Source organism: Candidatus Villigracilis vicinus (assembly GCF_016702885.1).
GTDB lineage: Bacteria > Chloroflexota > Anaerolineae > Anaerolineales > Villigracilaceae > Villigracilis > Villigracilis vicinus.
On record NZ_JADJDD010000028.1, the window covers coordinates 58,039 to 78,757 of the forward strand.

Genomic DNA, 20,719 nt, shown 5'->3' on the forward strand with positions numbered 1-20,719 from the left:
GAACGCTCCAATCACCAGTCACCAATTACCAGTCTTTCCAGTAATCAGTAATTGGTAATTTGTAATTACAAAGGTAAAGCAGACAATAACTTCTCAACCGCGGGGGCGAGGATGTCAAAGAAAGGCTTGGGGTACAGACCGATCCAGAACATGAAGACAACCAGCGGAAGGACTGTGATAATTTCGCGCCAGTTGAGGTCTTTGAGTTCGTGGTGGTGAGTAATTTCGCCAGCAGGTCCGAGGAATACCTTCTGGAACATGTAAAGGATATAGACCGCTGCCATGATGACACCGAGAGCAGAAAGACCGGCATACCATGGGCTGCCGATGGCTTTCGATCCGAAGGCACCAAGCAAAATGGTGAACTCACCCACAAAGCCGTTAAGACCCGGCAAGCCCATGGAGGAGAGCGAGGCGATCAACATGAGTGTACCGAAGATCGGGGTGATCTTCCACAAGCCGCCGTAGACTTTGATCTCGCGGGTGTGAGTCTGTTCGTAGATCATACCGATGAGGAGGAACAACGCGCCGGTGCTCAGACCATGGTTGACCATCTGCAAGATCGCGCCGGATACACCTTCTGCATTGAGGGCAAACAAACCGAGCATGACAAATCCGAGGTGACTTACAGAGGAGTATGCCACCAGTTTCTTGACGTCAGATTGAGCGTAGGAAACAGCAGCACCGTAAATAATGCCAATGGTTGCAAGAAGCGCGATCACCGGCGCAGCTTTGACAGTGGCATCCGGGAAGAGTTGCATATTGAAACGCAGGAAACCATAAGTACCCATCTTCAGCAAAACGCCCGCAAGAATGACGGAACCAGCAGTCGGCGCTTCCACGTGAGCATCGGGCAGCCATGAGTGGAGGGGCCACATTGGAACTTTGATCGCAAAGGCGGCAGCAAAGGCGATAAAGAGCAGCATCTGTGTTGCAGCAGGGATGGTGCCATTGGCGTAAATATCCGGCAGACGGACGAGCAAATCCGGCAGGTTAAAGGTATTTGCCTTGATGCCAAGGAAGATGATCGCCAACAACATCAAAATGGAACCCGCCATTGTGTAGAGGAAGAACTTTACCGCAGCATACACACGGCGCGGTCCGCCCCAGATACCAATGAGGAAGTACATCGGCACAAGAGTGAATTCCCAGAAGATGTAGAACAGGAACAGGTCCTGCGCGAGGAAAACACCCATCATCCCCACTTCGAGCAGAAGGAAAAAGATCATGAAATCCTTCACGCGATCATCAACGGCTTTCCAAGTGGAGAGGATGGATATCGGCGTGAGGAAAGCAGTGAGCATTACAAGCAAAATGCTCAAGCCATCTGCAGCGAGGTAGTAATAGATGTTCCAACCTGCAACCTGGATCCACGGGTATTTGGCTTCCAACTGCAAGTCGGGGTTCGATGCTTTGAACATCGAGAAGACCCACAATGAAACGACCAGTGTGAGCAACGATGTGACCATGGCAGTCCAGCGGATGGCGGTCTTCTGCTCGGAATTGATGAACAGAATGACGAGCACGCCCAACAACGGGAGGAAGGTCAGAAGTGTAAGAGGTTGTAAAAGAAATTCCATGTTCTATCCTCGGTTTCTACGAGTTATTTAAAAATCAAGTAACCCAAAATCAAGACAACGCCCAAAAGCACAGAGAGTGCATACGAACGAACGAAGCCGTTTTGGATCTTACGAACATTACCAGAGAGCCACTGTGCAAACGAGCCCCAGCTATTGAAGAAGGTATCGATCCCCTTCTGATCTGCATAGCGGCTAAGCACTACTTCACTAAGCCAGTTATACGTCCCAGCAATGACGGTGTCATGCACGAAGTCGTGCCAGAAGCGCCAGTCGATCACATCGGCAAGGAACTGGGAAAGCTTCTTGAACGGGGTCAGGATCAGAACGCCATACCCCTCATCCACGAACCATTTGTTTTCCATACCGGTGAATACAAAGCCAAGTGGTTTCTTGAGCGGGTCGATCTGCCCAGCCTTGAGCGGGTTGCGCCCATAAATAAGCCAGGAGATGAAAATGGCAAGTAAGGCCAACGCCGTAGAGATGCCAGCAACTTGTAAATTCAACGGAAGTCCTTCAACTTCGCCGATGGTATAGCTGAGCCAGTGACCAAGCGTATGGAAGCCTTCGAACGGAAGGTTCAACGCGCCTCCGATTACGCTCAGAACTGCCAGCACCATCAGCGGCACGGTCATCACCTTGGGGCTTTCTTCTGCGTGCTTCGCCGCATCGGTACGGGCTTCACCAAAGAAGACCATCCAGATTTGACGTCCCATGTAGAAGGCGGTAAAGAAGGCAGCAAGAGTCAATTGTCCATAAATACTTTTGAAGTGTAGGCTGGCATCGAGAAGAATTTCATCCTTGGACCAGAAACCTGCGAAAGGGAAAATGCCCGCAAGTGCCAAGGTACCGATCATGTAGAACCAAAAAGTAACCGGCATGGTCTTGCGAAGCCCGCCCATGTTACGCATATCACCCGGGTCGAAGACTTCACCATGGTCATCGTGACCATGGCCATGCTCATCTTCTTTCCCTTCGACCTTGCTCAGGGCAGGCTTCTTCTTGCCCTTCGGTTTCTCGTCATGAGCGGCGTGATGAGCATGGGCATGATGACCACGTTCCAAGCCGAGGATGACAGAACCCGCAGAAAGGAAGAGTAGAGCCTTGAAGAAAGCGTGCGTGATGAGATGGAACATCCCCGCGACATAGGCGCCCATGCCCACCGCTGCAACCATGAAGCCAAGCTGTGAAATGGTAGAGTAGGCGAGGACTTTCTTGATATCGTACTGCCCCACTGCAATTGTCGCGGCGAAGAGAGCCGTTGTCGCACCGACCATGGCAACGATGTATTGGGCTTGTGGAACGAGTGTGTAAATAGAAGCGGAACGAGTGACGAGGTACACGCCTGCAGTCACCATCGTCGCGGCATGGATGAGGGCAGAGACTGGGGTTGGACCCGCCATCGCGTCTGGCAGCCAGATGTAGAGCGGGATCTGCGCAGATTTACCAGCGACACCCACCAGCATGAAGAGTGTAATGGCAACGATCACCCAAGGTGAGTCGTGAGCGATCGCGGGAGCGGCAGCAAATACTTCGTCGAATTGGAAGGATCCGAGATACCAAAACATCAAAAAGCCAGCCATGAGGAAACCAAAGTCACCCACACGGTTGGTAATAAAAGCTTTTTTAGCGGCGTTAGAGTTCGCCCAGGAAGGACGTCCTAATGTATCCATCTCATACCAGAAGCCGATAAGCAGGAAGGAGCATAAGCCCACGCCTTCCCAACCAACGAAAAGCATTAGGTAGGAGTCGCCTGAGACAAGGATCATCATCGCAGCGATGAACAGGTTCAAGAAAATGAAGAAGCGGGTGAAACGTCCTTCTTCATGCTTGAAGCGCACATCCTCATGCATATATCCGATGGCATACACGTGGATGAGGGTGCCAACGCCGGAAACGACCAGCATCATCGTGGCAGAAAGCGAGTCGACGCGGAAGGTCCAGTCGAGCTTTAGATTGCCAACGTGGATCCATTCGGCAAAAGGCACGCTGACAGCATGTCCATGATTGATCGCCACGGAATACGCCAGCAGTACCGAAACCACAAATGCCGTGCCAGATGCCAGGCTTGCCACCGTGCCAACCACATTTTCTGAAAAGCGTTTTCCAAAAATGGCGTTGATGAGCAAACCAACCACTGGCGCAAAGACCAGCAGCGGGGCTAGGAAATAAAATCCTGTGTTCACTGTTTCGCTTAAGTGCATAACATTCTCCGTAATTGGTAACTGAAGATTGGTAATTACGAATTACCAATTACCTTTTACTTCTATCCCTTCAAGGAGTTCATCTCGTCGATGTTGATATTCTTCTTCGCTTTGAATATCTCCACGATCAGAGCGAGACCCACTGCAACCTCAGCGGCGGCAACGGCAATAACAAAAAAGACGAAGATCTGACCGCTGAAAGTTTTATAAACACTGGCGAATGCCACAAAGGCAAGGTTCGCCGAGTTTAGCATTAGCTCGATGGACATGAAAATGATGAGCGGGTTGCGGCGTGAGAGTACGCCAAGTGCGCCTATTGAAAAAAGGATCGCGGATAAGACGATGTAATAATCTACGGGAACCATTACTTAAGTGCTCCTTTTTCCTGACGACTCAAAACGATCGCGCCCATCATGGCAACCAACAGCAAAATGGAAGTGACTTCGAACGGCAGGAGGAACTGATTGAACAAAGCCAGCGCCATAGTGCGCAAACTTTCCATTGTGTTCAACGAGGCATCCGGCGCGGACACTGCCATGCTGGTCGTCGCACGGTTGAACAATAGGTAGATCGCTTCCACAGCAAGGATAATGGAGAGCAGTCTCGCCAGTGGTTTCTGCCACGGCAGCACATTTGTAGGCGCCAGGCTTTCAGCACCCAATAGCATGATGACGAAGAGGAACAGAACCATGATCGCGCCCGCATACACAGTGATCTGTGCCATGGCAATGAACGGCGCGCCCAATATGAGATAGAAGATCGCCACAGTGACGAAGTTCAACACAAGGAACAATGCCGAGTACACCGCATTGTTGCTGAACAACATCCCCAGTGCGGTGGCAATGGCGATCAGGGCAAGGACAAGGAAGACAATTAGGTCAGAGGACATAAAACTCCATTTACGATTTGCGATTGACGATTGACGATTTGCATTTCAATTGAAAATCGTAAATCTGAAATCGTCAATCGGTAGAGTCTTTCATTTCAGGTACAGATCGGGTGAACACACCGGCTTCCACTTTGCGCGGCGTCAGCATGGACTCGGAAGCCACCGGCTCCAGCAGCATTTCCTTGGCATAGATCGCCTGGCGGCGGTCGGTGAAGGATAATTCGTAGTTGTCACCCAACACGATCGCTTCGGTTGGGCAGGCATCTTCGCAAAAGCCACAATAAATGCAGCGCAGCATGTTGATCTCGTAGGTGGAGGCGTAACGTTCACCAGGTGAGAAGCGCTTCTCGTCGGTATTTTCAGAGGCTTCCACGAAGATCGCATCTGCAGGGCAGGCAGCAGCGCATAATGAGCAGCCGATGCATTTTTCCAAGCCGTTTTCATAGCGCTTCAAGACATGACGCCCACGGAAACGCGGACGGACGGGACGTTTCTCTTCGGGGTACTGATACGTTACGGTCGGCTCACGCAAGAATGAGCGTAACGTTTCGCCAAGACCTCTTGAAAGTTCAATAATGGGATCAAATACGCCCATGAGATTTTCTCCTCAGATCACGATAAATAAATCCAACCGCAACCAAAGCACTAATGATCGAAAGGACTGGAACAGCCCAAATGATCAGCGGGTTGCCTAATTCCTGTACGAGTAAAATGCCCACTGCACTAATGAAAGCGAGTACCAGGGAAAGCGGCAAAAGCACCTTCCAACCGAATGACATCAGGCGGTCATAACGGATGCGGGGCCAAGTGGCACGTATCCAGATCATGAAGAACAGCAAGACAATCACCTTCAATAACATGTAGATCGGTCCGAGGAACCAGTAGCGGTCTACACTGAAAATAGTATCCTTCAAGAACCAGAATTCACGATAGCCGCCAAAATACAGGGTTGCGGCGATCATGCAGATAACGATCATCTTCTGATATTCCGCCATAAAGAACAAGGCGAACTTCATGCCGGAATATTCTGCGTGGTAACCTGCTGTTAATTCCTGCTCGGCTTCCGGCATATCAAAAGGAGCGCGGTTCACTTCAGCAAGCGTTACGATCATGAAAACGATGGCACCTGCAGGCTGTATCACTGCGAACCACATATCTTTTTGGGCGGTCACAATATCGTTCAAGTTCATTGAGTTACCCAGGATGATGGAGATCACGAACCCCAGCCCCAATGAAAGTTCATACGAGATCATTTGCGCCGAAGAGCGGATGCCGCCCAGCATGGCGTATTTGTTATTGCTCGACCAGCCCGCCAGCACAATTCCATACACCGCAATAGACGCAATGGACGTCAAGTAGAGGACGCCCACGTTCAGGTCGGCAACGTACAGAGTGATCTCACGCCCAAACAAATTGAACGAAGTTCCCAACGGGATGACCGCCGCCAGAACGAGCGAAGGTACCACCGTCAATACCGGCGCGAGGATGAACACCAGCTTATACACATGCCCCGGCGTCAACTCTTCTTTGAAGATCAGCTTTACCGCATCTGCGATCGGCTGCAACAAACCCTGCGGACCCGCGCGGTTCGGACCGACACGCACCTGCATACGAGCCAGTGCGCGGCGTTCATACAACGTCAAATAGGCAAAGCCCGTTAACAGGATCAGGCACAAGATGAAGCCTTTGACGATCCATTCAACCCACATTGTCCAATCCATAATTACTTAACCTTCCCGGCTGCAGATTTCGCCTGAACGCGCGCCACCACAGGCTCATGGATCGCAATACCCATGCCGCGCGGAACAAGCACCACACCCGTTCCAATGGTTTCATCGATCTTCACGACAGCTTCGGCTTGCACACCTTCAAAACTCAGCTTTACGGTCTGCCCGGCTTCCACTTCAAACTTCTTCGCCGTGGTCGGGTGCATTGCAACTTTGGTCTCACCAATGCGTTGCTCAAGGAACTCCGCCGTCTGCACGGTCACACCCAGGTCATATAACTTGTTGGATGGAACAGCCAGCAGCTCTTTTTCTTTAGGACGAAGAGCCGCCTCTTTCCGGACCTTTGAAATGCGTACCGCTCCCCCAGCCTGAGCCACCGGGACGAGTTGTACACCCAATCCCTTGGTGTTCTCATACGTTGTACCGCCGTAATACATGTCACTGCGACCCACAATGGGCCACTGTTCCTTAACTTGAGCCAGCGTTTCGTAACTTAACTCGTTGAAAGCTTCAACGGAATTCACAAGAATTTCAAACACCACCGAAGCAGACGTTCCTTGAAGGATCACACCCATCTGCTTGGCTAGCATGGATGTGATGGCGTAATCGGGTTTGCTGTCACCTTTCGGCGCCACCGCAGCATGGAAGCGCTGAACCCGGCGTTCGCCAGAAACGAGCGTGCCGTCGCGTTCGGTAAATGCCTGCGCCGGAAAGACCACATCCGCAATTTCGGTCGTCGCCGTTTCGCGCAGTTCCTGAACAGCCACGAACTTGGCACTCTTCAATGCCTTGGCAAGAACAGGGTCATCCCCCACCGGGTCGGCGCCAACGATGTAGACCGCCTTACCCTTCAATGCCTTTTCCATATCATCCACCGGGCGGAAACCAACTTCGAACGCGCCCTGATCATTGGCTCGTTGCCATACACCAACCAAGCCGTTATTGGCACTGCCAATATGACTGGTCTCCTTCAACAGGTCAGCACAAGCCGAAGCCAGTGCAGAGGTACCGGTCACGCCGAGCCCTTCGCTGCCGTAGAAGATCACGGCATTCTTTGCCTTTGTAAATTCATCCGAGATCTTGCTCTTCTTTTCAAAATCGTGAATGGTCTTGATCTCATCACCATATGCATAGCGGATGGTGTATTTGGCAAATCGGTCGAGCTTGGTCTGGCGCGGGTTGGCAACAATCAATGTTGCGCCGCGATCAGCAGCCTGCTTGATCCTCAGCCACCAAATGGGAGCTTCTTCATATAGATCAGAGGCAATGACAAGGATCGTATCGCCCTTGCCAAGTTTGGCGAGGTTCGTGCCAGCACCAACACCCACCAACTGGGTCAACTCGCCGCCGCCCATATCAGAATATAGAATGGCTTCGCCGCCAGCCGTATCTGCCAGAGACTTGAGGTTGAAAAGGTCTTCATTCGAAAGGCGACCCGAAGCCAGCACCACAAAATCCTTCTTGTTTGCGGTGAAGCCTTCGGCAGCAGCCTTGATGGCGTTATCCCACGAAACGCGGGCAAGTTTTTCATCTTTGCGCACCATCGGCTTGGTGAGGCGTTCCTTACCTTCGGTGTAGTGATAGGCAAAGCGTCCCTTATCGCAAAGCCAGATCTCGTTAACTTCTTCGTTCTGGCGCGGCATGACGCGTTTGACCACCACATCACCGCCAGCCTTGGCTTCGCGGCGTGTGTTGAGCGTAGTATTGCAGCCCACCGGGCATTGAGTACAAATGGAGGCTTCAGCTTTTAATTCCCACGGACGGGCACCAAAGCGGAAGTCCACAGTGGTCAAAGCACCCACTGGGCAGATATCGGTTGTATTTCCAGAGAAGACCGAATCAAAACCAGGTTCGGAGTGAGTCATGATCTGGGTATAGCGACCGCGCTCATCGAAACCGAGCACTGCCTCACCCGCCACTTCATCCTGAAAACGGATACAGCGCGCGCACTGAATACAGCGTTCGCGGTCGAGGTAGATCAACTCGCCGAGCGGGACCATTTTGTCGAGATGCTGCTTCTCGTTGTAATTGAAGCGGCTCTGACCTGAACCATGCGCCATGGTCAAGTTCTGAAGCGGGCATTCACCGCCTTTGTCACAGATCGGGCAGTCAAGCGGGTGTGAAGTCAACAAAAATTCGACCGTACCCCGTTGACCATCCGTTGCTTTTTCAGTTTGGGTCATCACCACCATACCGTCTGAAATGCGGTTGGTGCAGGCCGTTTCGAGTTTGGGCATGAACTGGATCTTGGGTTGTCCGTTCTCAACCACAGGCTGACCCGTGGCACGATCCATCACAGGGCGACCGATCTCCACGAGACACATGCGGCACATCCCCACCGGCTCCAGCTTGGGGTGATGGCAAAATACGGGGATATCAATACCCGCCAGTTTCGCCGCATCTGCGACGGTAAGCCCTTCCGGCGCAGTGACTTGCTTTCCATTAATAGTGAGAGTGACTTGTTTGCTCATTAAGTCTCCGGGAAACGATATTCGTTGTTCGAATATCGAGTATCTGGTATTGCCTAACCTTTTACCGCTTTCTTGAAATCATCCGGGAACCGTTCAATACCCGTCACCACCGCCATGGTGGAGAATTCGCCCAGCGCACAAAGGCATTTGCCCTGCATCTGTTTGGCAACGTTCAACAACAACTTCACATCTTCGCCCGAGCCCTTGCCGTGATGAATACGGTCGGTCAGGTTGCGCATCCAGTGATTGCCTTCACGACAGGTGGTGCACTTCCCGCAGGATTCATGTTTGAAGAAGTGAATGGTCTTGTTGATGACCCAATCCATGTTGACGGTGTCATCGAGAACAATGACCGAGGCAGAACCAAGGTCAGCGCCGAAGGCACGAACCGACGCATAGTCGAGAGGCGCGTCGAGCACTTTTTCATCCACTACGATAATGGAAGAAGAAGCACCTGCAGGCATGATCGCCTTGATGGGGCGTCCTTCCTGAATGCCCATGCCGTGTTCGTAGATCAATTGACGGAAGGTGGTACCGAAGGGAAGTTCATAATTGCCCGGCTTGCGCACGCGACCCGAAAGCGAGAAGACTTTCACACCCGCGCTATCGGCAGTGCCCATGGCTTTGTACCAGTCTGCGCCATTAGCGAGAATCATCGGGACGTTGGTGAAGGTTTCAACATTATTGATGATGGTGGGTTTGCCGTACAAACCATAAGACGGAGGGAACGGCGGGCGAACACGAGGCTGCCCGCGTTTGCCTTCGAGGGACTCAAGCAACGCTGTCTCTTCACCGCAGATGTAAGCGCCTGCGCCAAGGTGGGTGAAGATCTTCAGCGAGTAATCCTTGCCGAAAAGGTTATCGCCAAGGTAACCGGCTTCTTCCATCTCTGCAATCTTTTCATCGAGGATGGCAGCCACCTGCCAGAACTCGCCGCGCAGGTAAATATATGCCGCGGTCGCTCCAACAGCATAGCTGGCGATCGCCAAACCTTCCAAAAATTGGAAGGGATTATTTTCCATGATCTCGCGGTCTTTGAACGTGCCCGGTTCAGACTCATCCGCATTTGCCACTACATAGTGGGGCCAATTCTTGTTATCAATGAAAGACCACTTCATACCGGTCGGGAAGCCCGCGCCGCCGCGCCCACGCAGACCGGAATTCTTAACCACGTCAGTCACTTCGTTCGGCTGCATTTTGGTTACGGCTTTTTTGAAGGCTTCGAAACCGCCATTCTTCTTATATACGTTGATCTTATTGATATCAGGAATATCACGATGACGTAAAAGGACATGCGCCATGATTACTTGCCTCCTTTCAACGCTTCGATCAATTCCATGGTGCGATCCACGGTCATGTAATCGTGATACTTGATGCCATCCGGTCCCTGAGTCTGGAACATGGGAGCCCGGTCGCATGAGGCGAGGCACATCACAGCTTCGAGGGTGACCAGACCATCTTCGGTGGTCTCCCCCACTTTGATGCCAAGATTCCCGCACAGGTTGTTGAGGAATTCATCCGCACCGCGCAAGGCACAAGGCAGGTCGGTACAGACTTGCATACGGTACTTGCCCGCCTTCTTATCGTGATACAGCGAGTAAAAGCCGATAATGGACGCGACTTCGGTCTCAGTGATACCGACAATCTGGGCGATATCCTGCATCGCTTCTTTGTTGACGAAGCCTTCCTCGCGCTGGGCAAGGTACAGGAGCGGCATGACCGCCGAACGCTTATGTTCCGGCGGGTATTTGGCAAGGATCTGCTTAACTTCCTTCGAATATTTCTTTTCAAGACTCATCGGTCAATATCTCCGAGGACGATGTCAATAGAAGCGAGGATGGCGACCAGGTCTGCCACCAGGGTTCCCTTGACGATCTCTGGCAGGACAGCAAGGTTGTCGAACGACGGGGTTCGCATATGAACACGGCGAGGTTTGGGTCCACCATCACCGGCGATCAACACGCCGAGTTCACCACGCGGGGATTCCACAGCGCTATAAATAGAAGCATCTGGTGCATGGAAGCCTTCGGTCCACAACTTAAAATGATGGATGAGCGCTTCCATACTTACGCCGATCTCTGAGCGCGGCGGCGGGACGAACTTGCGATTGTCCGAGCGGACGGGTCCCATGGGTAATTTGTTCAACGCCTGTTCAACGATCTTCAATGACTCACGCAATTCCTGAATACGAACGAGATAGCGAGCATAGGTATCGCCTTCGGTCAGTACGGGCACATTGAAATCATATTGTTCATAGCCCAGATATGGTCGGGCTTTGCGAAGGTCCCAGTTGACGCCGGAGGCTCGCAATGTTGGACCCGTTACCCCGTAGGAAAGAGCCGTTTCTTTGCTGAGGTAGCCGATATCCACCATGCGGTCAACGAAAAGTGGATTCTTCGTCAACAAGGATTCATATTCATCAATACGCCTGGGAAAGATCTTAATGAAATCGCGCACGGCTTTTTCGAACTCCACCGGAACATCCCGCCAGACACCGCCGGGGCGGATGTAGGTGGTCATCATGCGCTGACCAGAGACAAGTTCGAAGATGTCGAGGATCTGTTCGCGTTCGCGGAAGCAGTAAAGGAACATCGACATTGCAGCGAGGTCCAAGCCGGATGTGCCGAGCCAAACCAAATGCGATGCGATGCGTTGAAGTTCCACAAGGATGACGCGCAAGGCTTGCGCGCGCACGGGCACATCGAGATCCACCAATTTTTCGACCGCCATCACATAGGCAAGGTTATTGCCCATCGTGTTCATGTAGTCGAGGCGGTCCGTCATCACTTCGGCTTTTTGGAAGGTCTTGGCTTCCATATTCTTCTCAACACCGGTATGTAAATAACCGATATCGGGAATGCAGTTAACCACGATCTCACCATCGAGCTCCAACAACAGGCGCAACACGCCATGTGTGGACGGATGCTGTGGACCCATGTTCAACAACATGGTCTCGCCGGTAAGTGCGCGTTCTGAAACGAGATGTTTATATCGATCTACAGTAACTTCTTCAAGCTGTGCCATGGTTATTCCTTTGCATACGGCTTGCGCAGGTCGATCTCTTCAAAGTTGAAGGAGAACTGCGGTTCTTCGTAGCCAAGCGGGAAGTCTTTTCGCAGGGGGTGTCCCTCGGCGTCTTCAGGCATGAGGATGCGACGCGGGTCAGGATGACCTTCGAATTCGATGCCGAACATATCAAGGAGTTCACGCTCACGCCAGACCGCGGATTTATATACATTCGCGGCAGTCGGGACTTTCGGGCTGTCGCCACTGACCGGGACTCTCAACTGCACCGACAGATTCTTTGCCAACGATGTGAGCTGATAGATCACATGAAAACGCGGCGAAACCTGCGGGAAATAATCCATCGCGGTCTGCGCCGAAAGCAGCTCAAATTGATGAGCGTCGCGAACAAGTGTCAGTGCTTCAACGATCTGCTCCGGCTTTATAAAACAATGCACTTCGCCGCGAAACTCTTCGAAGGTTGCGCCGAACTTATCCTGCAAATCTTTTACAATGGGTTCAAGGGATTTTTCCATAAATAGATTTCCAAAGACCTGACAGGTTTTAAAACCTGTCAGGTCTTAATTAAGTTACTTGGTATCTTTCGCCAGATCTTTGAACTTCTCGCCCTTCACCTTTTCATGCAAGGTGAGCACACCATGAATCAATGCCTCGGGGCGCGGCGGGCAGCCTGCCACGAATACGTCCACAGGGACGACTTCATCCACGCCCTGATAAATGGCGTAGTTGTTGAAGACACCGCCGCAGGAAGCGCAATCGCCCATGGCGATCACCCACTTCGGCTCGGGCATCTGATCGTACAAACGGCGCAGGACGGGTCCCATTTTCTTTGAGACACGTCCCGCCACGATCATCAAGTCAGACTGGCGCGGACTGGCGCGCATCAATTCCATTCCAAAGCGGCTCATGTCGTAGTCTGAAGCTTGAGCCGCCATCATCTCAATCGCGCAGCATGCCAGCCCGAACAACATGGGCCACATGGCATTGGTGCGAGACCAGTTCACAACGGTTTCGAGCGTGGTGGTCACCACGCCCATGTTTCCAAGTTTTTGCTCTACTCCCATTCCAGGGCTCCTTTTTTCCAAGCATAGACGTAACCGATAAGAAGGATCGCAATGAAGACCACCATCTCAGCCAAGCCGAACAGACCGAGCTGGCGGAATGCGATCGCCCAGGGTAAAAAGAACACAACTTCAATGTCGAACAAGATGAACAATACGGCGATCAAATAGAATCGAACAGGCATACGGCGCGTCCCCTCGCCATATGGATTCATGCCCGATTCATAGGGCGTATCCTTCCCCGCTGATTTCTTTCTTGGTCCAAATAACTCGCCTAAACCGATCGCAATAAAAGCGATGAGGGTGGCAACGGCGATCATTACCCCAATAGCAATATATTCCAGCAACATAAACACCTCGATGGATGTGTGAAATCTTGCACAGTTCCGCGAAAGTATATCACAAAGGTTTTTGACGGGCTAGAAAATGTACCCCTTTTCACAAAAATGATGATATTTGTCATGTTGATGAAAATGTAATCGAATTCATACTCTCCCCTCCTAAAAAAGAGACAGTCACCTTAAAGGTGACTGTCTCTTTTTTTACTAATCTCCTAAATAATCCCTCAACTCGCGGCTCTTGCTTGGGTGCCGCAGCTTCCGCAGGGCTTTGGCTTCAATTTGACGTACCCGTTCACGGGTCACATCAAAGAAGCGGCTGACCTCTTCCAGCGTGTGCTCCTTACCGTCCTTGAGTCCGAAACGCAGTTCAAGCACATCGCGTTCGCGATCTGAAAGCGATTCAAGCGCATGGGTGATCTGCTCACGCAGCATTTCGCGTGCGGCGGCGTCCATTGGGGAGAGGGCATCTTCATCTTCGATGAAGTCACCCAGGGCGCTCGAATCATCGTCCCCCACCGGACCTTCTAATGAGATCGTCTCTTCGGCAGAGCGCAGGGCGCGGTTCACTTTTTGTGTGGCGGTTTCCAACCTGCGCTGCAATTCCGGGTTGATGGGTTGGTTCTCGGCGTGCGCACGCAAAATGGTTTGCACATCTGCTGCGGAGAGATAGCCAACTTCCAAGGCAAGGTCTTCGTTGTTTGGCTCACGTCCCAGTACCTGTGTGAGGTGACGTTGCGCGCGTAGAATTCTTGAGATCGACTCGAACAAATGCACCGGAATTCGGATCGTGCGTGCTTGTTCAGCGATGGAACGGTTGATGGATTGGCGAATCCACCAGGTGGCATAGGTGCTGAACTTAAATCCACGCCGGGGATCGAATTTGCCGATGGCACGCAAGAGCCCCATATTGCCTTCTTGAATGAGATCCAACAGTGGAATGCCGCGTCCCAGATAACGTTTGGCAACGCTCACCACCAGGCGCAAGTTCGCGCGGACCAATGCCTGCTGAGCGTCTTTGGCACGCTCGCGGGCTGCATCCATTTCGGCACGCAACTCCTCTTGCGAGGGCAGGTTGCGAGATAAAGTGCGCAGCGCCGGGAACCCTTGATGAAGGCGCAAGTGTTCCAGCAACCATTCGGCATAACTGAATGGCAGGAGATACAAATTAAGGTAAACACTGTAGGCATGCCGCGCAAGGTTATCCCACAGGTGATTGCTCCCCCACTGACCGTTGTCGAGGTAGGCACGCAGATAGGAGGGTGAATCAAACTCCCAGCCCGCATGAAGCGACTGGGCTTCCGCCAACAGCAGCGCCATATTGGGCAAATCATGCTCGAGAAGTTCCGCATCTTCAACCAGGCGGTCCCAGGAGGTCAGCGCTTCTGAAAGCACCGAGTGATACATGGATGCCTCCAACGAAACACCTTTGCGTTGTTTAAGTTTATTAAGTGTGGAAAGTAAACGGTCACCTTCGATGATGGTGGCAAGCCGAAACTCGCTATCGGCGCCGAGCAGTTTTACCTGCCCGATCTCGCGCAGATACAAACGCACCGGGTCTTCCCCCGGCTCGGCAGCAAGGTGTGCCTGCAAGGTAAGCGCTGCATCATCGAGTTCCTCGTCCTGCTGCGAGATCAGAGATTCATCCGGCTCCATAAAATCATCTGAGCCAAACTCAGGTGCAGAATCACCTTCGCCGGATAACGTCCCCAACACCGATGTAACTGAAAACTCATCGCGGGATTTGCTGTGTGACGTCTTTGTCCCTTTGGGGGTTTCTTTTTCAGCGGTACTTTTCTTCGTGGTTTTGCTGGCAGATACTCGTTGTTTCGGAACCATCGAACTGCCTCCTACAAAGCGGATTGAACTACACCTGTCGTTTCGATAACTTGAACTTTGCCTGATCCAATCCATGCAGCAGACGGGTGAAGCGCATCGTTTGCTCAATATACAACTTGAGGTTTTCCCCGCCCTGCTCCTGCTCATCATCCTGCATGAACTTCAACTGGGTCACATTCGCCATGGCATGATTGCGACGCAGATCCAAAAACGTCCCAACAGGTCTTCCAGCAATCTATCATCCAGAGGGTCAAGCTTCTCTGTTTGCGTCATGAGATCGGCAGTCAAAGGAGCCAGGGCTTCAGGCATTTGCGAGACCACGAACTGCTCATGATCTTTTTCATCCTGCCCCATCGCCTGCCGCAAAACGTTGAACAACATCTGATGGTCAGTATACTCGAAATCCTCAAGCGCCAATGGGCTTAAGCCGAACTCTTCGAGCTTTCGGTCGAGTCTGTATAGCAATTCCGGCTTGCGCAGCAGGATTCCCAAACAATAGAACTCAATGCTTTTTCTTGGGTGGACATTCGCCAGTGAAGCCGCATCAGCACGGCGGCTGGACTCTGTCACTCGCGGCTTGCGCCTCAACACCGGACCTGTAGGCTGGGCAGCCATCAAAGAACGTTCGTCCACCCGCAGCATTCTCGCCAACGCCTGACGATACGTGTCGCGCTCCATCGGCGTGCCCATATCATCGATCAAGGGCAGCACTTGCGCGGCGATCTGATTCTTTATTTTCGGGTCGTTTAAATTTTGCCCGGCAGAAAGCGTTTCCATCACATGTGTGATGATGGGCTTGGCATTCTCGATGAGCGTTGCCCATTCTTCCTTATTACGCGCCACGATCTCATCCGGGTCGAGGTCATCGGGCATGGTCGCCACACGCAAATCGGCTTGGAGGCGGGCTTCATTGCGCAACAACCCATGTGCATCGAAAGCCAACTCCCCTTCCTTATCCATGGCAGAGCGAGCGGCTTCGAGCCCGCGCAGCACGGCTTTTTGTCCGGCTATGTCCGGGTCGAGCGCGAGGACGATGCGGCGCGTGGAGCGTTTTAACAAACGCAATTGATCTTCGGTCAGCGCTGTACCCATCGGCGAGACGACATTCTCATAACCCGCCTGATGCAAGGCGATCACATCGAGGTAGCCTTCCACGATCACAGCCTGGTCTGCCGCGCGGATGGGCTTGCGGGCGCGGTCCAAGCCGTAGAGCAAATGTCCCTTGGTGAAGATCGCCGTTTCGGGCGAGTTGAGAAACTTGGGGATATCGTCCGGGTCCACGATGCGCGCACCGAAGCCCGCCATCTTGCCATTCTCATCGCGGATGGGGATCATGATACGGTTGCGGAAGCGGTCATAATGCCCGCCGCTCTCACGCTCCGAAAGCATGCCCGCATCCACCAGGTCTTGCGGCAGGTAGCCCTTGCCGGTGAAATGTTTGATGAGGTTGTCATAGCCATGCGGAGCATAGCCCAAACCGAAGGTTTCAATGGTGGCATCGGTCAGTCCGCGTTTTTCATGCAGATACGCCAGGATCTCTTTATTGGCAAACAGATGGGTGCGGTAAAAAACGACCGCATCCTCAAGCAAAGTCCGCAAATGGTCGTAGGCTTCGCGTTGCTGGGGCGTCTCGCGTTGGATCTGTTGTACTTCCACACCGGCTCGAAGCGCAAGTTTATTCAAGGCTTCTTTAAAATCGATGCCTTCGCGCTTCATCACGAACTTGAAGATATCCCCGCCTTCGTTGCATGCGCCAAAGCAGCGCCAGGTTCCAGACTCGGGCCAGACCACAAATGCCGGAGTGTGCTTGTTATCGTGGAACGGACAAAAACCGGTCTGGTTGCGACCGGCTTTTCGTAACTTCACACCCGCTTCGGATACGAGGTCAACGATATCTATCTTGGACTTGATCTCATCAATGGTGGACATAGGCGCTCGGACAGGTTCATTATAATAGACTTGTCTATGCGAGACGGTATTACCAACTTATTTAATTCTTCTCCCCCATCATTACAACATGGACATGGATAATAAAATGCAGGGCAGCCGAATACCAGACTGCCCTGCATTTTATGAATTGAATGATCTTTTATTCTTCGGGATTGATCCCAACTTCAGACTCGCAGTGGCGATACTCATTGGGAATATTTTCAAATTGAGGTTGGGGAGCAGCCTGTTCGGTAAGGGGTTGCGGCCTAAGCGGGTTAACCAAATTGCCGCTTAGAACATATATCCCAAGCGAATTTTTATGTCTGTCTGCCAACACAGAACTGGCGCTCATGAACACACCCGCAATGACCACCACACTGACCAACACGGCAAGGGTTACTCGGATCGCTAACCTGGACATACAATCATCTCCTTTTCAAGAAATACAGAAAAACTTTTTTACTATGCACCAATCGGTCAACGCTCCCCACTTTTATGTAATTATAACCATAATTGTCTGAATTTCAAAAAGTCTTAATCATCTTTAGGTGCCAGACAGGTCAGCGAAATAAAAAGGCGGCTCGTGTGAGCCGCCTTCATTTTTAGAAGCCTTCCAATGTACTCAAGTCTGCAATGCCGTTTGACAAGTTCGCAATGTTTTGCAGCAACCCAAGGCGATTTTCTTTACTTTCTGGTCCTCTGCCATCACCAGCACTTTATCGAAGAAGGCGTTGATGGATGGGATCAGCTTGACAACGATGTTCAAGAATTCATCAATCGACGATGGACGATGGACGGCAGACGATTGAAAGGCTGCATACAAGTCTTTCTCTTCTTTTTCGATCAAGGTTTTATCGTCAATGGTCAATGGTCTATCGTCCAAGTTCGCGGAGCGAATGATGCGGACGCAGCGGGCATAACCTGGCAAAATGGATTGCCAATCTTCGCGGCTCACCCAAGCTGATAATTGCTTCACCGCCCGAGCCGATGCCGCCGGGTTAGCGGATTGAGCCGCCAGCACCGCTTCGACCACGTCGTGCTTGTAACCGGCATCCTTCAACACCACAGCGAGACGTCCCTTGATGAAGTCGAGAATTTTTTCTTGCGCTTCGGCTGTCACTTCAATCGGCTGGGTCTTGGCAGAGTGTTTGATCGCCTTGGCAAGATCAAAATCCATGTCATGCTCAATGAGCGGTTGAACAAGTCCAATGGCGGCGCGGCGCAGACCGAAGGGATCTTTCGCGCCTGTGGGAGCCAAGCCTGCGGCGAACATGCCCACGAGTGAGTCAAGTCTGTCTGTGATGGCGAGCGCCACACCGGCTTTGCTTTGCGGCACGGTCTGGTATTGCTCGGCAATGGCTTGCGCCACTTCAGGCGCTTCACCAGAACGCAGGGCATATTCACCGCCGATGATGCCTTGCAGGGAGGTCATCTCGGTGACCATCTGTGTGACCAGGTCGGCTTTGGAGAGATAGACCGCGCGCCAGAGTCTTGATAAGCGGCATGTCTTTGAAACCAAGCAGACCACCGATCTCCGCGCCGAGTTTCAACATGCGGTCGGATTTATCGAGCATGGAACCGAGCTTGGTGTGGAAGGTCAGCGAAGAAAGTTTGGGACGATATTCTTCGAGCTTGAGTTTGACATCTTCGCGGACGAAGAAGTTGGCATCGGCAAAGCGCGCGCCGAGGACGTGTTCATTCCCTTCGCGGACGATGTCGATGTGAATGTCGTCGCCGTTGCGGATGGCGATGAAGTGCGCCAATAGTTTCCCGTCTTTCTGGATGGGGAAATAACGCTGATGCTTCTTCATCACGGAGATGAGCACATCACGTGGCAAGGGTGAGGAATTCTTCGTTGAAACCACCCATGACCGCCGTCGGCATTTCGATCAGGTTGGTGACTTCGTTGAGCAGACCTTCTTCGATGATGGCTTCCCCACCGATGAGATGAGCCGCTTCGTTGACCTGCGCCACGATGGCGGCTTTGCGTTCTTCTTTATCCAACACGATTCCCGATTCCCGAATCACATCGAAGTATTTATCAGCGGAAGGAACCTTGATTTCAGGGGAGTCATACGGGCGGAATCCGCGAGGACATTGCCACCGACCACGCCAGCATATTCGAACGGGATGACCATGTCACCGAGCAAAGCGACGTACCAACGGATGGGGCGTGAGAATGCCACAGCGGATTCGTTCCAGCGCATGGACTTCTCGAATTTGATATCTGCCACCAACTTGGGCAGCGCTTCGGCGAGGACTTCGGGCGTGGGGCGTCCTGTCTGTTTGACGAGGGCGAAGATGTATTTGTTATTGCCTTCTTCGCGGACTTCCAAGGGATCATTGTTGTTCTTTTTGGCAAAGCCCACGCCGCCTGAGTGGGCTTGCCGTCTTTGTCCAATGGCTTTATCGGCGGGCGGACCTTTGACGAGGTCTTCGCGGTCGGGCTGATTCGGGGAGAGAGAGGCTACTGAAACGACGAGCCGCCTCGGGGTTGTGAAGATGCGGACGTCGCCATGCGTGAGATTCAGTTCCTTGAGGAGAGTCGGCACACGGGAAGATAAGGCTTGGTAGGCGGTATCGACGTCATCGGCTGGGAGTTCTTCGACGCCAATTTCTAGCAAGAACGGGAGTCGGGATTGGGAGTTTGGAAGTTGGGCTTTGGACGATCCCGATTCCTTTGCCCTATTCCGAAGTAACGGATACTCCAGCCCTTGCGCTGTTCTTCATACGCCAACGCCACCCCTCGCGAGTTCGCGGATGCGGCGGAAGAAGGCTTGACGTTCGGCAACACTGATCGCGCCGCGGGTATCTAAAATGTTGAAGGAGTGCGAGCATTTGAGGACGTAGTCGTGCGCGGGGACGATGAGACCGGCGGCGAGACAGGCGTCGGCTTCGGCGGAGAAGAGGTCGTACATGGCGCGGACGCGGGCGATGTCGGCGGTTTCGAAATAATATTTGGAGTGTTCGAACTCTTCCTGACGGCGGATCTCGCCGTAGGTGACGCCTGCGCCGTAGTCCTTGTCCTGGATGCCCCCCCAGGGCTCGTTCCAGATGGCTTTGGCGTTGTTGAGCGCGATGAGGATGCGTTCGAGCCCGTAGGTGATCTCGACCGAGACGGGGTCGAGCGCCACGCCGCCCATCTGCTGGAAGTAGGTGAACTGCGTGATCTCCTGCCCGTCGAGCCAGACCTCCCAACCTAAGCCCCAGGCGGAGATGGCGGGCTGCTCCCAGTTATCTTCCACGAAGCGGATGTCGTGCTGACGCGGGTCGATGCCGAGGGCTTTGAGCGACTCGAGGTAGAGTTCCTGCGGTCCCTCCCGCCCTGCGGGACCTGCGGCGGGGTCGGGCTTGAGGATGACCTGAAATTGGGTGTGGAGTTGGAAGCGGTTGGGGTTCTCGCCATAACGCCCATCGTCGGGGCGCACAGATGGCTCAACGTAGGCGACATTCCACGGTTCGGGTCCGAGCACGCGCAGGAAGGTGGCAGGGTTCATTGTCCCTGCGCCGACCTGAGTGTAGTAAGGCTGGGTGATCAGGCATCCCGTGGATGCCCAGAAGTCTTGTAGTTTGAGGATGATTTCTTGGAAGGAGGAGTTCGTCATTCGATATTCGCTATTCGGTTTTCGGATTTTGCTGCGGGGGGATTATAACTGATGG

At 52.7% G+C, this 20,719-nt stretch carries 21 protein-coding genes and 2 pseudogenes; all 23 read right to left on the reverse strand.

What is annotated here, in order from left to right; all coding sequences use genetic code 11:
• Positions 1 to 65: 65 nt before the first annotated feature.
• Positions 66 to 1,580, reverse strand: coding sequence for an NADH-quinone oxidoreductase subunit M (locus tag IPG80_RS20660; RefSeq protein WP_345111271.1), 1,515 nt, complete (start codon positions 1,578 to 1,580; stop codon positions 66 to 68).
• Between the two features lie 23 nt (positions 1,581 to 1,603).
• Positions 1,604 to 3,781 carry an NADH-quinone oxidoreductase subunit L gene (locus IPG80_RS20665; protein ID WP_345111274.1) on the reverse strand — a complete coding sequence of 726 codons (2,178 nt, stop codon included), beginning with the start codon at positions 3,779 to 3,781 and terminating at the stop codon, positions 1,604 to 1,606.
• Positions 3,782 to 3,843: 62 nt separating this feature from the next.
• Positions 3,844 to 4,146, reverse strand: coding sequence for an NADH-quinone oxidoreductase subunit NuoK (gene nuoK / locus IPG80_RS20670; protein WP_345111278.1), 303 nt, complete (start codon positions 4,144 to 4,146; stop codon positions 3,844 to 3,846).
• Complete coding sequence (locus tag IPG80_RS20675; RefSeq protein ID WP_345111281.1) at positions 4,146 to 4,670, reverse strand: NADH-quinone oxidoreductase subunit J; 525 nt, start codon at positions 4,668 to 4,670, stop codon at positions 4,146 to 4,148. The genes nuoK and IPG80_RS20675 overlap by 1 nt, the downstream gene beginning before the upstream one ends.
• Positions 4,671 to 4,743: 73 nt before the next feature.
• The gene (gene nuoI, locus IPG80_RS20680) at positions 4,744 to 5,265 is read right to left on the reverse strand and encodes an NADH-quinone oxidoreductase subunit NuoI (protein WP_345111284.1); all 522 of its coding nucleotides are present in this window, start codon (positions 5,263 to 5,265) and stop codon (positions 4,744 to 4,746) included.
• On the reverse strand, positions 5,252 to 6,391 hold the full coding sequence (nuoH, locus tag IPG80_RS20685; RefSeq protein ID WP_345111287.1) for an NADH-quinone oxidoreductase subunit NuoH: 1,140 nt from the start codon (positions 6,389 to 6,391) through the stop codon (positions 5,252 to 5,254). Before nuoH ends, nuoI begins: the two co-directional genes overlap by 14 nt.
• Positions 6,392 to 6,393: 2 nt before the next feature.
• Positions 6,394 to 8,868 (reverse strand): NADH-quinone oxidoreductase subunit NuoG, encoded by a 2,475-nt coding sequence (gene nuoG, locus IPG80_RS20690; RefSeq protein WP_345111290.1) that lies wholly within the window; start codon positions 8,866 to 8,868, stop codon positions 6,394 to 6,396.
• 53 nt (positions 8,869 to 8,921) lie between these two features.
• Entirely contained in the window at positions 8,922 to 10,169 is a 1,248-nt protein-coding gene (gene nuoF / locus IPG80_RS20695) for an NADH-quinone oxidoreductase subunit NuoF (RefSeq protein ID WP_345111293.1), read from the reverse strand.
• Between the two features lie 2 nt (positions 10,170 to 10,171).
• Positions 10,172 to 10,666 carry an NAD(P)H-dependent oxidoreductase subunit E gene (locus IPG80_RS20700; protein ID WP_345111295.1) on the reverse strand — a complete coding sequence of 165 codons (495 nt, stop codon included), beginning with the start codon at positions 10,664 to 10,666 and terminating at the stop codon, positions 10,172 to 10,174.
• The gene (gene nuoD, locus IPG80_RS20705) at positions 10,663 to 11,892 is read right to left on the reverse strand and encodes an NADH dehydrogenase (quinone) subunit D (protein WP_345111298.1); all 1,230 of its coding nucleotides are present in this window, start codon (positions 11,890 to 11,892) and stop codon (positions 10,663 to 10,665) included. The genes IPG80_RS20700 and nuoD overlap by 4 nt, the downstream gene beginning before the upstream one ends.
• Positions 11,893 to 11,894: 2 nt before the next feature.
• A complete protein-coding gene (locus IPG80_RS20710; RefSeq protein WP_345111302.1) occupies positions 11,895 to 12,407 on the reverse strand; it encodes an NADH-quinone oxidoreductase subunit C in 513 nt (170 codons plus the stop codon).
• Positions 12,408 to 12,461: 54 nt separating this feature from the next.
• Positions 12,462 to 12,956, reverse strand: coding sequence for an NADH-quinone oxidoreductase subunit B family protein (locus IPG80_RS20715; protein ID WP_345111305.1), 495 nt, complete (start codon positions 12,954 to 12,956; stop codon positions 12,462 to 12,464).
• Positions 12,947 to 13,303 carry an NADH-quinone oxidoreductase subunit A gene (ndhC, locus tag IPG80_RS20720; protein WP_345111308.1) on the reverse strand — a complete coding sequence of 119 codons (357 nt, stop codon included), beginning with the start codon at positions 13,301 to 13,303 and terminating at the stop codon, positions 12,947 to 12,949. The genes IPG80_RS20715 and ndhC overlap by 10 nt, the downstream gene beginning before the upstream one ends.
• 195 nt (positions 13,304 to 13,498) lie before the next feature.
• Positions 13,499 to 14,386 (reverse strand): annotated as a pseudogene (locus IPG80_RS20725) (sigma-70 family RNA polymerase sigma factor); the annotation flags it as partial.
• Positions 14,387 to 14,776: 390 nt separating this feature from the next.
• Positions 14,777 to 15,205, reverse strand: a pseudogene (locus IPG80_RS20730) (sigma-70 factor domain-containing protein); the annotation flags it as partial.
• A complete protein-coding gene (locus IPG80_RS20735; RefSeq protein ID WP_345111310.1) occupies positions 15,159 to 15,314 on the reverse strand; it encodes a hypothetical protein in 156 nt (51 codons plus the stop codon). The gene IPG80_RS20735 and the pseudogene IPG80_RS20730, both read right to left, overlap by 47 nt.
• Positions 15,302 to 17,059 carry a DNA primase gene (gene dnaG / locus IPG80_RS20740; RefSeq protein WP_345111312.1) on the reverse strand — a complete coding sequence of 586 codons (1,758 nt, stop codon included), beginning with the start codon at positions 17,057 to 17,059 and terminating at the stop codon, positions 15,302 to 15,304. Before dnaG ends, IPG80_RS20735 begins: the two co-directional genes overlap by 13 nt.
• Positions 17,060 to 17,219: 160 nt before the next feature.
• Positions 17,220 to 17,480, reverse strand: coding sequence for a hypothetical protein (locus IPG80_RS20745; RefSeq protein ID WP_345111315.1), 261 nt, complete (start codon positions 17,478 to 17,480; stop codon positions 17,220 to 17,222).
• A 201-nt stretch (positions 17,481 to 17,681) separates the two neighbouring features.
• Positions 17,682 to 18,503, reverse strand: coding sequence for a glycine--tRNA ligase subunit beta (locus IPG80_RS20750; RefSeq protein ID WP_345111318.1), 822 nt, complete (start codon positions 18,501 to 18,503; stop codon positions 17,682 to 17,684).
• Positions 18,460 to 18,897 carry a glycine--tRNA ligase subunit beta gene (locus tag IPG80_RS20755; protein ID WP_345111321.1) on the reverse strand — a complete coding sequence of 146 codons (438 nt, stop codon included), beginning with the start codon at positions 18,895 to 18,897 and terminating at the stop codon, positions 18,460 to 18,462. The genes IPG80_RS20750 and IPG80_RS20755 overlap by 44 nt, the downstream gene beginning before the upstream one ends.
• Positions 18,887 to 19,180 carry a glycine--tRNA ligase subunit beta gene (locus IPG80_RS20760; protein ID WP_345111332.1) on the reverse strand — a complete coding sequence of 98 codons (294 nt, stop codon included), beginning with the start codon at positions 19,178 to 19,180 and terminating at the stop codon, positions 18,887 to 18,889. Before IPG80_RS20760 ends, IPG80_RS20755 begins: the two co-directional genes overlap by 11 nt.
• Positions 19,084 to 19,683 (reverse strand): glycine--tRNA ligase subunit beta, encoded by a 600-nt coding sequence (locus IPG80_RS20765; RefSeq protein ID WP_345111324.1) that lies wholly within the window; start codon positions 19,681 to 19,683, stop codon positions 19,084 to 19,086. Before IPG80_RS20765 ends, IPG80_RS20760 begins: the two co-directional genes overlap by 97 nt.
• Positions 19,684 to 19,785: 102 nt before the next feature.
• Positions 19,786 to 20,664 carry a glycine--tRNA ligase subunit alpha gene (gene glyQ / locus IPG80_RS20770; RefSeq protein WP_345111327.1) on the reverse strand — a complete coding sequence of 293 codons (879 nt, stop codon included), beginning with the start codon at positions 20,662 to 20,664 and terminating at the stop codon, positions 19,786 to 19,788.
• Positions 20,665 to 20,719: the final 55 nt, after the last annotated feature.